This is a genomic window from Methylobacterium sp. WL12 (assembly GCF_008039475.1).
Classification (GTDB): domain Bacteria; phylum Pseudomonadota; class Alphaproteobacteria; order Rhizobiales; family Beijerinckiaceae; genus Methylobacterium; species Methylobacterium cerastii.
In genome coordinates this window covers 1-11,986 of record NZ_VRUW01000112.1, presented here as the reverse complement: position 1 = coordinate 11,986, position 11,986 = coordinate 1, and the positions used below count along the sequence as shown (strand labels likewise).

Genomic DNA, 11,986 nt, shown 5'->3' with positions numbered 1-11,986 from the left:
CCGCCCTCGTCGCCTGATCCGTCACCCCCGACCCAGGACCCTGCCATGCTGACCCGTCGCACCCTCGCCGGAGCCCTCACGCTCGCCCTCCTCGCCGTCCCGGCCGCCGCGCAGGATTGGAAGGCGACCTATCCCGAGCTGACCCTGGCGGTGATCCCGGCCGAGAACGCCTCGGGCACCACGGACCGCTACGCGCCGATGACCGCCTACCTGTCGAAGGCCCTCGGCGTGCCGGTAAAGCTGCGCATCGCCAACGACTACGCCGCCGTGATCGAGAGCCAGCGCGCCGGCAACGCCCAGCTCGCGTTCTACGGCCCCGCCTCCTTCGCCCGCGCGGTGATGACCGGCGTGAAGATCGAGCCCATCGTCAACCAGCGCCACGACACCGGCGCCTCGGGCTACTATTCGGTGATCTACGTGCGCGCCGACAGCCCGTACAAGACGATCGAGGACCTGAAGGGCAAGAACCTCGCCCTGGTCGACCCCAACTCCACCTCCGGTAACCAGGCGCCGCGCTTCTTCCTGCACAAGGCCGGCCACCCGGTGGACGCGTTCTTCGGCAAGACCGTCTATGCCGGCAGCCACGAGAACGCCGTCCTCGCCCTCGTCCAGGGCACCGTGGATGCGGCGGCCAACCTCTACAACACCGACACCGACACCATGGTCACCCGGATGGCCACCAAGGGCATGCTCAAGAAGCCCGACGGCTCGGCCATGGGGCAGGGCGATTTCCGCGTGGTGTTCAAGTCCGACTTCCTGCCCGAGGGGCCCTTCGCCATGCTGGCGAGCCTGCCGGACGACCTCAAGGCGCGCATCCGCGACGCCCTCGTGGCGATGCCGACGGCCGACAAGGCGGCCTTCGACCGGCTTTCGGACGGCAAGGACCAGGGTCTCACCGCCGTAACCCTGAAGGATTATCAGCCGGTCATCGAGATGCTGAAGTTCAACGACGAGCAACGCCGCAAGTCCTGACCTGAGTTCGGGTAAGCCGCCTGTAATGACCGATGCCTGAGCGGATCACGTCCCTGCCCCCGGACCGGGCCGCCGCCCTGGCGGGGGCCTATGACGCCGCCGTCGCCGCAAGCCGGCGCCGGACCTGGGTCGGCCTCGCCGCGTTCGTTGTTCTCACTGGGCTCGCCGCCCAGGCGGCCGAGGTTCGTCCCTGGGTGCTTGCGGCTCATATCGGCCGCTTCACCGACTACATCGCCCAGATCCTGCCCCCCCTGACCCTGGCGAACCTGCCGGCAGACCTCGCCGAATGGTACTGGGGCTGGCCGAAATGGCTCGCGCTGTTGGGCGAGACCCTACTGATGGCCTATCTCGGCACCCTTCTCGGAGCGATCGGCGGGTTCCTCCTGTGCTTCTCCGCCGCCGCCAACGTAGCGGGTAGCCGGACGGCATGCTTCGTGGTGCGGCGCGGGCTGGAATTCTGCCGCACCGTGCCGGAGATCGTGTTCGCACTCCTCTTCGTCATCGCCTTTGGGCTCGGGCCGATGGTGGGCGTGCTGGCGCTGGCGATCCACACCACGGGCGCGCTCGGCAAGCTGTTCTCCGAGGTCGTCGAGAACATCGACATGAAGCCGGTCGAGAGCCTCACCGCCGGCGGGGCCGGGCGGATCGAGACCCTGCGCTTCGCGGTGCTGCCGCAGGTGCTGTCGAACTTCGTCTCCTATGGACTGCTGCGCTTCGAGGTCAACGTGCGGGGCGCCGGGGTGATGGGCTTCGTCGGTGCCGGCGGCATCGGGCAAGAGCTCCTCGTGGCGATCCGCAACTTCTACTACGCCGACGTCAGCGCGATTCTGGTCCTCATCATCCTCACCGTCATGGCGATCGATCTCGGCACCGAGCGCCTGCGCCACCATCTCCTCGGGAGCCTGCGATGACCGGGCCCGACATCGATGCGGCCGAGATCGCCGCCCTGCGCCGGCGCTTTCCAGAGTGCTTCCGGCCGGCGTGGCGTGGCCGCCTCGTCGCGGGCCTCGCGCTCGCCGGCCTCGTCGCCCTTGCGGGCTACGCGATGGTCCGCCTCGATTTCTCCGCCGCGCGCCTCCTCAACGGCCTTGGCCGCCTCGGCGAGTTCAGCCTGCTGATGCTGCCCCCCGAAGCCGGCGGCCGGGGCTGGGCGTTTCTGCAGGCGCTGACCGAGACCCTCGGCATCGCCTTCATCGGTACGCTGACGGCGGCGCTCCTGGCGTTCCCGGTGGCGTTCCTGGCCGCCCGCAACGTCGTGCCCAACCCATTCGTGCACTTCACCGTGCGGCGCGGCCTCGACGTGGTGCGCTCCATCGACGTGCTGATCTGGGCGCTGATCTGGATCAACGTCGTCGGGCTCGGCCCCTTCGCGGGGGCGCTGGCCATCGCCTGCGCGGATTTCGGGGCGCTCGGCAAGCTGTTCTCGGAAGCCGTCGAGACCGTAGACGGCAAGCCCGGCGAGGGCGTCTCCGCCTCCGGCGGGGCCGAGCTTCACCGTATCCGCTTCGGCCTCATCCCGGCCGTGCTGCCCGTGCTCGGCAGCCAGGTGCTGTACTTCTTCGAGTCGAACACCCGGTCGGCCACCATCATCGGCATCGTCGGCGCGGGCGGCATCGGCCAATACCTCACCGAACTGATCCGCGTCCTCGAATTACGCCAGGTCGCCTTCTTGATCCTGATGATCCTTGTGACTGTGGCGATCATCGACGCCGTCTCCGGGCGCCTGCGCCGGGCCCTGATCGGCGGCGCGGCGCGGTAGGCTTCACTCCACCACCAACTCTACGCGGTCGGCGGCGAACAAACTGCGGGTGGCCTGGATGCGCTGGCCGTCCCTGTCCACGTTCACGCTCGAAAGGATGATCAGGCTGCGGCCGGGGGCGATGTCGAGGCGTTCCGCCTCCTCGGGGCTCGCCGGGCGGGCGCCGATCCGGGTCGAGAGCCGGGTGTAGTCGGCGACCCCGAAGCCCGCATAGGCGCGGGTGATCGAGCCGCTGGCAGCGTAGGCCGCGTCGAAGCCCGCAAAGCGCGGCAGCGGCAGGCAGGTCCGGGCCGTCGAGATCGGAGCGCCGTCGGCCCGGTGCATGGTGTGAAGTTCGAGGATCGGTGTGCCGGGGACGATCTCCAAGGCCTCGGCCCAGTCCGGTCCGGCGGGCATGGTTGAAGCCCCGATCAGGTCGCCCCAGGCCTCGCGGCCGGTGCGGGAGACGATCTCGGAGAATCGGGTTCGGGGACCGATCGGATAGGGGATCGGGCCCTGCTCGACGAAGCTGCCCTTGCCCTGCGTGGTGCGCACCAGCCCATCCTCGGCGAGCACGCCGAGCGCGCGCCGTACTGTGTGGCGGTTCACGCCGAAGCGCGCGGCCAGTGCCGATTCGGCCGGTAGTTGCGTCCCGGCGGCGACCGCTCCGCTGCGGATCTCCGCCGCCAGCGCATCCGCAATCTGCCGCCACGCGGCCAAGCCGCCCCCACGCTGAAGCGCCGTCACGCCCGTGTCGCCCGCCTCATTCATGAGTTGCCTACGCGGAATTGCTCGCATGACGTCCTCGAAACCTCTTGCGTCCGCTCCTCCACTTGTCTAAACATATAGACATATCTGGAGTCCGATCAATGTCGAGTGCCAGCCAAACACCACCTCAGCATTCGATGCCAGACCTCGCCGCGCGCCGATGCGCGATGGCGCGTGCCGGCCAGGCGACTTCCGACGAATTGCGAGCTGCCCTGGCGCAAACCGGGGCCGTCACCGAGGCGCAGGATTTGCGCCCGACCGAGACGGGTCTCGTGATGGTCCGCGGGCGCATCGGTGGCGACGGACGGGCCTTCAACGCCGGCGAGGCCACGGTGACCCGCGCGGCGGTGCGCCTGCCCGGCGGCGAGACCGGCTTCGCCTACCATCTCGGCCGCGACCGGGTCCGCGCCCGCCTTGCCGCCATCCTGGACGCCCACTGGCAGCGCCCCGAGGCACGGCCCGCCCTGGAGGCGGCACTGGAAGCCATCGCCGGGCGCCGGACGGAAGCGGTGCGGCAGGCCGCCCGCAAGACCGCGGCGACACGGGTGAACTTCTTCACCCTGGCGCGGGGAGAGGATTGATGGCGCACACTCTTGCCCACGGCTTTGCCGATCCCGTCCACGAGGGCCAAGCCGTGTTCCGCGCCGCGATGGAGGCCCTGAGCCGGCCCGGCCGGATCCGCCCGCTGGCCACGACCCTGGCGCCGCCCGCTCCTCTCATTCCCGAGCTTGCGGCTCTGGCCTTGGCGCTGACCGATGCCGACACGCCGGTCTGGCTCGACGCGCCGCTGCGTGCCGAGCCGGCGGTTGCAGCCTTCCTGCGCTTCCACACCGGGGCGCCCCTCGTCGACGCGCCCGATCGGGCAGCCTTCGCGTTGATCGCCGATCCCGCCCGCTGCCCGGCCTTCGCGGCGTTCGCGCAGGGCACCCCGGCCTACCCGGATAGCTCCGCCACCCTGATCCTCGCCGTCGAGACCTTGTCCGATTCCGCCGGTCCCGCCTTCGCGGGACCGGGCATCCGCGGCACCGCGCACCTCGACGCCGGCCCCCTACCGGCCGACTGGGCGTGGCGCTGGGCCGCGAACCATGCGGCCTTCCCCCTGGGCCTCGACCTGCTCTTCGTCGCGCCCGCGCGCCTCGCCGGGCTGCCTCGCTCTGCGCGTCCCGTCGCTCCGGAGGCTATGCCATGTACGTAGCCGTGAAGGGTGGCGAGGCCGCCATCGACAACGCCCACCGGCTGCTGGCCGAGGTCAGGCGCGGCGATCTGGCCGTGCCCGAACTCACGGTGGCGCAGATCCGCGAGCAGATGCGCCTCCTCGTTGACCGGGTGATGACCGAGGGCTCCCTCTACGACCCGGATCTGGCTGCCCTCGCCCTGAAGCAGGCGCGGGGCGACGTGGTCGAGGCGGTATTCCTGGTGCGAGCCTACCGCACGACGCTGCCGCGCTTCGGTGCCACCGAGCCCGTCGACACCGGGGCGATGACGCTCGCGCGGCGCATCTCCGCCACCTTCAAGGACCTGCCCGGCGGCCAGGTGCTCGGCCCGACTTTCGACTACACCCACCGCCTCGTGGATTTCGCCCTGGAGGATGGCGCCGATCCGGCGCCCGCCGCCGAGGCCAAGCCGGAGGCCGATGCCGCCGCCTGTCCGCGGGTCACCGATCTCCTGGGCCAGGCCGGCCTGCTGGAGCCCTCGCCCCCGGACGAGGGCGCCCCCGTCGGCGACCTCACCCGCGAGCCGGTGGACTACCCGGCCGACCGCGCGCTCCGGCTCCAGGGGCTGGCGCGGGGCGACGAGGGCTTCATCCTGGCGCTCGGCTACTCGACGCAGCGCGGCTACGGCCGCACCCATCCCTTCGTCGGCGAAATCCGGGTCGGGGCCGTCGAACTCGAATTCACGCCGGAGGAGCTCGGCTTCCCGGTCAGCCTCGGCACGGTCGACCTGACCGAGTGCCAGATGATCAACCAGTTCCACGGGAGCGGCGCGGTGCCGCCGCAATTCACCCGAGGCTACGGCCTCGTCTTCGGCCAGGGCGAGCGCAAGGCCATGGCGATGGCGTTGGTGGACCGCTCGCTCCGGGCAGCCGAACTCGGCGAGGCGGTGGTGGTGCCGGCCCAGGACCAGGAATTCGTGCTGGCCCATTGCGACAGCCTGCAGGCGACGGGCTTCGTCGAGCACATGAAGCTGCCGCACTACGTCGACTTCCAGGCCGAACTCGAACTTGTCCGGCGCCTGCGCGCCGAGCACGCCGCCCGGGCAGCTGAGCCGGTCCAGGACGATCCCACCCTACGGGAGGCCGCTGAATGAACCCGCAAGGTACCGTCACGGTCTCGGCCGGCACCGGCTACAACTTCGCCTATCTCGACGAGGGTACGAAGCGGATGATCCGCCGGGCCATCCTCAAGGCCATCGCGATCCCTGGTTACCAGGTTCCCTTCGCCGCCCGCGAGATGCCGATGCCCTATGGCTGGGGCACCGGCGGGGTACAGGTCACCGCCGCGATCCTCGGCGCGGCGGATGTCCTCAAGGTCATCGACCAGGGCGCCGACGACACCACCAACGCGGTCTCGATCCGCCGCTTCTTCACCGCCACCGCCGGGGTCGCGACGACGACGCGGACGGCAGAGGCCACGGTGATCCAGACCCGCCACCGCATCCCGGAGGCGCCGCTGACCGAGGGGCAGGTCCTCGTCTACCAGGTGCCGATCCCCGAGCCCCTGCGCTTCCTCGAACCGCGCGAGACCGAGACGCGCCAACTCCACGCTCTGGCCGAATACGGCCTCATGCACGTCAAACTCTACGAAGACATCGCCCGCCACGGCCACATCGCAACCACCTACGCCTACCCGGTGGAAGTCGCCGGTCGCTACGTGATGGACCCCTCCCCGACCCCGAAATTCGACAACCCGAAGATGGACGACTGCCCCGCCCTCCAGCTCTTCGGGGCGGGCCGCGAGAAGCGCATCTACGCGATCCCGCCCTACACCCAAGTGCGCAGCCTCGACTTCGAGGACCACCCCTTTCGGGTTCAGAGATTTGACCGCCCCTGTGCCCTCTGTGGCGCCGAGGGCGTCTACCTCGACGAGGTCGTCCTCGACGATGCCGGCGGGCGGATGTTCGTTTGCTCGGACACCGATCATTGCGAGACCCGCCGCGCCGACGGCCACACCGGAGAGGCCGCGTGATCGAACCCTTGCTTCCCGAGCCTTTGCTTCCCGAGACCTTGCTTACGGTCGAGGGCCTGACCAAGCGCTACGGCCACCGCCTCGCCTGCGACAGCATCGGCTTCACCCTCGATCCCGGCGAGGTCCTGGCGGTTGTCGGCGAGTCTGGCTCCGGTAAGTCGACCCTGCTGTCGCTCATCGCCGGCGAGGTCGCGGCCGACGCCGGCTCCGTTTCCTACCGCATGCGCGATGGTGCCGTCCGCGCCCTCGCGACCCTGAGCGAAGCCGAGCGCCGGGCCCTGATGCGAACCGACTGGGGCTTCGTGCGCCAGGACGCGACGCAGGGCCTGCGCATGGCGGTCTCGGCTGGGGGCAATGTCGGCGAGCGCCTCATGGGGGTCGGGGACCGTCATTACGGCCGCATCCGCGCCACCGCCCTCGATTGGCTCGCCCGCGTCGAGATCGCCGCCGACCGGGTCGACGATCCGCCGACGCGCTTCTCCGGCGGCATGCGCCAGCGCCTGCAGATCGCCCGTAACCTCGTCACCGCGCCCCGCCTCGTGCTCATGGACGAGCCGACTTCGGGCCTCGACGTCTCGGTCCAGGCCCGCCTCCTCGACATGATCCGGGGGCTGGTGGCCGAACTCGGCCTCGCGGTCATCATCGTCACCCACGACTTGGCCGTGGCGCGCCTGCTCTCGCACCGCGTCCTCGTGATGCGAGCTGGCCGGGTCATCGAGACCGGCCTGACCGACCAGGTCCTCGACGACCCGCAGGCCGCCTACACCCAGCTCCTCGTCTCCTCGGTGCTCGCCGCATGACGCCTCTCCTCGCCTTCGAAGACGTGGCCAAGAGCTTCACCCTGCACCTGCGCGATGGGGCGGTGCTCCCCGTCATCGCGGGGGCCACCCTGGCGGTCCATTCCGGCGAGTGCGTCGTGCTCGGCGGCGCCTCGGGAGCGGGCAAGTCCTCGCTCCTCAAAATGGCCTACGGCAATTACCGCTGCCCGCAGGGAGCTGTCTGGGTCCGCGACGGCGCCCGCGTGGTCAACCTCGCAGCAGCCGCGCCGCGCGAGATCCTGGCCCTCCGCCGCACCACCCTGTCCTACATCTCGCAGTTCCTGCGGGTCATCCCCCGGGTGGGCGCCCGCGCCGTGGTGGAGGCTGCTGGGATCGAAGGGGGGCTTCCCCTCAAGGTAGCCCGCACCCGGGCTGGCGACCTGCTGTCCCGCCTCAACTTGCCCGAGCGCCTGTGGGCGCTGCCCCCAGCCACCTTCTCGGGGGGCGAGCAGCAGCGGGTGAACATCGCCCGGGGCCTGATCGCCGCGCGGCCGATTTTGCTCATGGATGAGCCCACTGCATCCCTAGACGCCACGAACCGGGCCGTGGTGGTGGAACTCATCGCCGAGAAGCGCGCCGCCGGCACCGCCATCCTCGGCATCTTCCACGATGCGGACGTCCGTGAGGCAGTGGCAACGCGGATCGTCGACGTCTCCGCCTTCCGTGGAGCAATGGCGGCATGAACCAAACAGTGATTGACCGGAAGCACACCAGCATGACCGACCGGGTCGAAATCCTCGAGAACGCGCGCCTCGTTCTGCCCGACCGGGTCGAGACCGGCTGGATCGCCGTGGTCGATGGGCGCATCGCCGAGATCGGCACCGGCTCGGCCCCCGAGCACGGCCTCAATTGCGAGGGCGACACCCTCATCCCGGGCCTCGTCGAACTCCACACCGACCACCTGGAGAGCCACTATGCCCCGCGCCCCGGCGTGCGCTGGCACCCCCTTGGGGCGGTCCTGGCCTACGACGCGCAGATCGCGGCTTCCGGCATCACCACGGTGTTCGATTCGCTGCGCGCGGGCACCGACCCGGACGGGAGCGGTCTCGGGACCGAACTCGAGCTCCTCGCCGCCGCGCTTGCGGAGGCGCAAGACGCGGACCTGTTCCGGGCCGAGCACCGCACGCACCTACGCTGCGAGATTCCCTCCACCGACGTGGTCGAGACGGTGCGGACCTTTGCCGAGCGCTACGCCATCGGGCTGCTGTCGCTGATGGACCACACGCCGGGCCAGCGTCAGTTCCGGGATGTCTCTAAGTACTACGTCTATGCTGGGCGCGGCGGCCGCTCGTTGGAGGAGATCAAGCTCAGTACCGAGCGCAAGATGCGCGAGGGCCGCGCCCTCAACGCCGTGAACCGGCCCGCTCTGGTGGCGTTCGCCCGCGAGCACGGCATTCCGCTCGCCAGCCACGACGACACCACCCTGGCTGACGTCGCGCTGTCTCAAGAGGAGTCGGTGGTGCTCGCCGAGTTCCCCACCACCCTGGAGGCGGCCGAGGCATCGCACGCGGCGGGCATCACCGTGATGATGGGGGCGCCCAACCTGATCCGGGGTGGCTCGCATTCGGGCAACGTCGCGGCGCACACCTTGGCGGAGGCCGGCAACCTCAGCATCCTGTCCTCGGACTACGTGCCAGCGAGCCTTCTGATGGCGGCATTCGGGCTGCCCGAGCGCGTCCCCGGCATCAGCCTGCCCGACGCCATCGCCACCGTGACGGCCAACCCCGCCCGCGCCACCGGCCTGACCGATCGCGGGCGTCTGGAACCGGGCTTGCGCGCTGACCTCGTCCGCGTTCGCCTCGCCCGGGGCGTCCCGGTGGTGCGTCAGGTCTGGCGCGCCGGCGCGCGGGTGGTGTGATGGCGGGCGGCTTTGTCCTCGTGGTCGGCCCAAGCGGGGCCGGAAAGGACACCCTGCTGCGGCTGGCACGGGACGCGCTCGTTGGCGATTCCCGCTTCGTCTTCCCGCGCCGCCACGTTACCCGCGAGCCATCAACGCACGAGGACAATATCGCGCTTACCGAGGAAGCCTTCGCGGATAGGGCAGCCTCCGGCGCCTTCGCCTTATATTGGCGCGCACACGGCCTCGGCTACGCGATCCCCGGCGAAACGCTTGAGGAGGCCCGGGCCGGGCGGGTGGTGGTCTGCAACGTCTCGCGGCGAATCGTGGAACAGGCTCGAGGATCGCTGCCGCATGTCGGCGTCGTGACCATCACGGCATCACCCGAGGTGCTCGCCCACCGTCTCTCTGCGCGCGCCCGGCCAGAGGATGGCGACTTGCGCAGCCGCCTCGACCGCGTCGTTCCAATTGAGACCGAGTGCACGATTTGGAACGACCGCGCCCCGGAGATCGGAGCTGCTAAGCTGATTGCGTATTTGCGCGATCAGGTAGCCTAAATACCACCTCGGCAGGAAGTTCACACGCTGTCCTCCTGTTGGTCGATGTCGGAGTAGTTCATGGCACTGAAAGAGCGGCTTCGCGGCCTCAAGTCCCTTGCCGGTCCCTTCGCGCCATTCGATACTTGCGCCGTCTCGGATGACCCACGCCGTTTTTTCGAGACATGGCTCTACGATGCTATCAATCGGGGCATACCCGAATCCCATGCCATGACGCTCTCGACTGTCGATGAGCAGGGCTACCCTGATGCCCGCGTCTTGATCCTTAAGAACGTGGATGCCGAAGGGTGGCACTTCGCCAGCACAAAGCTCAGTCCCAAAGGCCGCCAGATCGCCGCCCAGCCCCGCGCCGCCCTGACCTTCTACTGGCAACCACTCGGTCGGCAGGTCCGCCTGCGAGGTCCGGTTGTCGAAATGGATCGAGAGATCTGTGAGGCGGACTTCTTGGCCCGCCCTATCGGTTCGCGTGCGGGCGCTTTGCTCGCTCGGCAGAGCGACGTCCTCGTCGGTGACGCAGCATTGGATGCGGGCTTGGCCGAGCAGCGGCGTCGGATCGAGGCCGACCCATCCATCGTATCACCGACCTGGGCGGTCTACGCCGTCAAGCCGGATGAGGTCGAGTTCTGGCAGGCGGACGAGGAACGCAGACACACGCGTTTGCGATACCGGCAAAACAATCAAGGAGGCTGGACGCACGAGCGCCTGTGGCCGTGATATCTCTTGGGCCAGGGTGAAGCCACGCGACGGGCTGTGACAGGACGTAATCGCAGGGGGCAGCGATGTTAGCTCTGATACCCTCTTCGGCCCGAAGCGGACGGGCAGAAGGCCAGGCATGACCGCGGGGGTTGAGCTCCGCGCCCAGGATCTCGGTGGCCTGTCTACACTGATGTGACACCTACGAGGTTCCCGAAGCGGACCATCCGAGGATCGGCGAAAGGATGCGAGCGGACGCAGAGTGTGGGTCCGATCCATAAGAGTTCGGTCAATACGCGCGATGGTCACCTTCGTTGCCGAACGTGCGGGAAGCCGATGGCGGTGACCCCTGCGCCACAAAAAACCCGCCGCGGCGGTATGCCGGGCGGGATGAGGTTCGGCGCCGGGTCTCGGGGGAAAGCGCCGTTGCACGGCCGCTACCACCGACCGTGCAACAGGCTGATGACAGGCATAATCCTCGGTAGTCGGGTCACCGAGGCAGCGGCGAACGAGCCCGAGCGTCACGCACCGGTGACTTCGATGATCATCGCCTCGCGCCGCGCCCGGCCGTACTCGTCCAGGACCTCGACGTCCGCGCGGTGCGTCCCCGGCCCCAGGTCCGAAGGCAGCCGGGCGACCCAGACGTGCGAGGATGGGATCGCCGACACCCAGGGCTTCTTGGTGTCTGCGTTGCGCGCGTAGACCTGCGTTACGAACGGATCGGGCTGACGCGTCTTCACCATCGGGATCGCCGCACGTCCAGTGACGAGCCGCAGGGTAACCCGCGTCCGGGGCCCGCCATCGAACACGTTGACCAAGCGGTCGGTCGATCCGACGGCCTCGATCGGGATCGGAGAGCCGAGCAGGCGCTCGACCGTAAAGACTCGGGCGAGTTCCGGAGTGCGGGCGTTTGATCGGCCCCCATTGAAGTGGCTCTTCGCCAAGTTTGGTGGATCAGGCTGCGAGGAGGAACCGTCGGCGGAGGAGATCGAGGTTGGCGCGGCCGTACATGGCGCGCTTCAAGAGCTTGAGACGCGTGATCTGCCCTTCGGCCTGCCCACTGCTCCAAGGCAGCGTCAGCGCAGCCCGGACGGCGTCTCCGTCCTGACCGAGGCTGGCAGCGAAGTTCTCGACGATGCGGACGCCGCAGTTTTGGGCGTCGCCCCGCCATTCATCGAACGCCGTGACATCCGATCCCCCCGATGGCGGCGTATGACAGCGGCTCCGGACGATCCGGCAGAAGCGGCGACCGAGATCGACGACCTTGGCCGCCTCGGGATCCTGTAGGACACGCGCAACGACCGCGGCTGCCTCGGGGTCGAGGTCTTCGGGCTCACGCAGGAGATGCCAGGACAGTTGCTTGGATGAGGCCAGGGGTGATGCGGTGGAGATCGCAACACGGATGTCAGCTGTCGCTG

Annotated in this window: 15 protein-coding genes; 12 read left to right on the top strand and 3 right to left on the bottom strand. The window is 69.2% G+C overall.

Annotated features, from left to right (window positions below):
• Window positions 1-45: 45 nt before the first annotated feature.
• Genes phnD through phnE (FV226_RS24860) form a run of 3 tightly spaced genes read left to right on the top strand, consistent with a single transcriptional unit; the run spans window position 46 to window position 2,731 of the window.
• The gene (gene phnD, locus FV226_RS24870; protein WP_147765020.1) at window positions 46-972 is read left to right on the top strand and encodes a phosphonate ABC transporter substrate-binding protein; all 927 of its coding nucleotides are present in this window, start codon (window positions 46-48) and stop codon (window positions 970-972) included.
• Between the two features lie 32 nt (window positions 973-1,004).
• Complete coding sequence (gene phnE, locus FV226_RS24865) at window positions 1,005-1,883, top strand: phosphonate ABC transporter, permease protein PhnE (protein ID WP_147753682.1); 879 nt, start codon at window positions 1,005-1,007, stop codon at window positions 1,881-1,883.
• Window positions 1,880-2,731: a phosphonate ABC transporter, permease protein PhnE gene (gene phnE / locus FV226_RS24860; protein ID WP_147765019.1), complete on the top strand. Its 852-nt coding sequence runs from the start codon at window positions 1,880-1,882 to the stop codon at window positions 2,729-2,731. Before phnE (FV226_RS24865) ends, phnE (FV226_RS24860) begins: the two co-directional genes overlap by 4 nt.
• Window positions 2,732-2,734: 3 nt before the next feature.
• On the opposite strand, the gene phnF is transcribed toward phnE (FV226_RS24860), so the two are convergent.
• Window positions 2,735-3,481 carry a phosphonate metabolism transcriptional regulator PhnF gene (phnF, locus tag FV226_RS24855; RefSeq protein WP_147765018.1) on the bottom strand — a complete coding sequence of 249 codons (747 nt, stop codon included), beginning with the start codon at window positions 3,479-3,481 and terminating at the stop codon, window positions 2,735-2,737.
• 134 nt (window positions 3,482-3,615) lie between these two features.
• Between phnF and phnG the strand changes: the two genes are divergently transcribed.
• The 9 genes from phnG to FV226_RS24810 are packed head-to-tail and all read left to right on the top strand — an operon-like array spanning window position 3,616 to window position 10,589.
• Complete coding sequence (gene phnG, locus FV226_RS24850; RefSeq protein WP_281406056.1) at window positions 3,616-4,059, top strand: phosphonate C-P lyase system protein PhnG; 444 nt, start codon at window positions 3,616-3,618, stop codon at window positions 4,057-4,059.
• A complete protein-coding gene (gene phnH / locus FV226_RS24845; RefSeq protein ID WP_147765017.1) occupies window positions 4,059-4,673 on the top strand; it encodes a phosphonate C-P lyase system protein PhnH in 615 nt (204 codons plus the stop codon). Before phnG ends, phnH begins: the two co-directional genes overlap by 1 nt.
• Window positions 4,664-5,785 (top strand): carbon-phosphorus lyase complex subunit PhnI, encoded by a 1,122-nt coding sequence (locus FV226_RS24840; RefSeq protein WP_147765016.1) that lies wholly within the window; start codon window positions 4,664-4,666, stop codon window positions 5,783-5,785. Before phnH ends, FV226_RS24840 begins: the two co-directional genes overlap by 10 nt.
• Window positions 5,782-6,663: an alpha-D-ribose 1-methylphosphonate 5-phosphate C-P-lyase PhnJ gene (locus FV226_RS24835; RefSeq protein WP_147765015.1), complete on the top strand. Its 882-nt coding sequence runs from the start codon at window positions 5,782-5,784 to the stop codon at window positions 6,661-6,663. Before FV226_RS24840 ends, FV226_RS24835 begins: the two co-directional genes overlap by 4 nt.
• Before the next feature lie 8 nt (window positions 6,664-6,671).
• Window positions 6,672-7,463: a phosphonate C-P lyase system protein PhnK gene (phnK, locus tag FV226_RS24830; RefSeq protein WP_210246548.1), complete on the top strand. Its 792-nt coding sequence runs from the start codon at window positions 6,672-6,674 to the stop codon at window positions 7,461-7,463.
• Window positions 7,460-8,164, top strand: coding sequence for a phosphonate C-P lyase system protein PhnL (gene phnL, locus FV226_RS24825; RefSeq protein WP_147765014.1), 705 nt, complete (start codon window positions 7,460-7,462; stop codon window positions 8,162-8,164). Before phnK ends, phnL begins: the two co-directional genes overlap by 4 nt.
• A 32-nt stretch (window positions 8,165-8,196) precedes the next feature.
• Window positions 8,197-9,339: an alpha-D-ribose 1-methylphosphonate 5-triphosphate diphosphatase gene (locus tag FV226_RS24820; protein ID WP_147753690.1), complete on the top strand. Its 1,143-nt coding sequence runs from the start codon at window positions 8,197-8,199 to the stop codon at window positions 9,337-9,339.
• A complete protein-coding gene (phnN, locus tag FV226_RS24815; protein WP_187275219.1) occupies window positions 9,339-9,875 on the top strand; it encodes a phosphonate metabolism protein/1,5-bisphosphokinase (PRPP-forming) PhnN in 537 nt (178 codons plus the stop codon). The genes FV226_RS24820 and phnN overlap by 1 nt, the downstream gene beginning before the upstream one ends.
• 60 nt (window positions 9,876-9,935) lie before the next feature.
• Complete coding sequence (locus FV226_RS24810) at window positions 9,936-10,589, top strand: pyridoxal 5'-phosphate synthase (RefSeq protein WP_147765013.1); 654 nt, start codon at window positions 9,936-9,938, stop codon at window positions 10,587-10,589.
• Between the two features lie 500 nt (window positions 10,590-11,089).
• Here FV226_RS24810 and FV226_RS24805 read toward each other — a convergent pair whose 3' ends face one another.
• Window positions 11,090-11,512 (bottom strand): calcineurin-like phosphoesterase C-terminal domain-containing protein, encoded by a 423-nt coding sequence (locus FV226_RS24805; RefSeq protein ID WP_246688264.1) that lies wholly within the window; start codon window positions 11,510-11,512, stop codon window positions 11,090-11,092.
• Window positions 11,513-11,522: 10 nt separating this feature from the next.
• A partial coding sequence (locus FV226_RS24800) for a transposase (RefSeq protein WP_147765012.1) occupies window positions 11,523-11,986 on the bottom strand: 464 nt, incomplete at its 5' end.

Bases quoted from the DNA above. Each gene is read 5' to 3' on its own strand.
- phnD (WP_147765020.1), top strand. From the start codon at position 46: ATGCTGACCCGTCGCACCCTCGCCGGAGCCCTCACGCTCGCCCTCCTC.
- phnE (WP_147753682.1), top strand. From the start codon at position 1,005: ATGCCTGAGCGGATCACGTCCCTGCCCCCGGACCGGGCCGCCGCCCTG.
- phnE (WP_147765019.1), top strand. From the start codon at position 1,880: ATGACCGGGCCCGACATCGATGCGGCCGAGATCGCCGCCCTGCGCCGG.
- phnF (WP_147765018.1), bottom strand. From the start codon at position 3,481: ATGAATGAGGCGGGCGACACGGGCGTGACGGCGCTTCAGCGTGGGGGC.
- phnG (WP_281406056.1), top strand. From the start codon at position 3,616: ATGCCAGACCTCGCCGCGCGCCGATGCGCGATGGCGCGTGCCGGCCAG.
- phnH (WP_147765017.1), top strand. From the start codon at position 4,059: ATGGCGCACACTCTTGCCCACGGCTTTGCCGATCCCGTCCACGAGGGC.
- FV226_RS24840 (WP_147765016.1), top strand. From the start codon at position 4,664: ATGTACGTAGCCGTGAAGGGTGGCGAGGCCGCCATCGACAACGCCCAC.
- FV226_RS24835 (WP_147765015.1), top strand. From the start codon at position 5,782: ATGAACCCGCAAGGTACCGTCACGGTCTCGGCCGGCACCGGCTACAAC.
- phnL (WP_147765014.1), top strand. From the start codon at position 7,460: ATGACGCCTCTCCTCGCCTTCGAAGACGTGGCCAAGAGCTTCACCCTG.
- FV226_RS24820 (WP_147753690.1), top strand. From the start codon at position 8,197: ATGACCGACCGGGTCGAAATCCTCGAGAACGCGCGCCTCGTTCTGCCC.
- phnN (WP_187275219.1), top strand. From the start codon at position 9,339: ATGGCGGGCGGCTTTGTCCTCGTGGTCGGCCCAAGCGGGGCCGGAAAG.
- FV226_RS24810 (WP_147765013.1), top strand. From the start codon at position 9,936: ATGGCACTGAAAGAGCGGCTTCGCGGCCTCAAGTCCCTTGCCGGTCCC.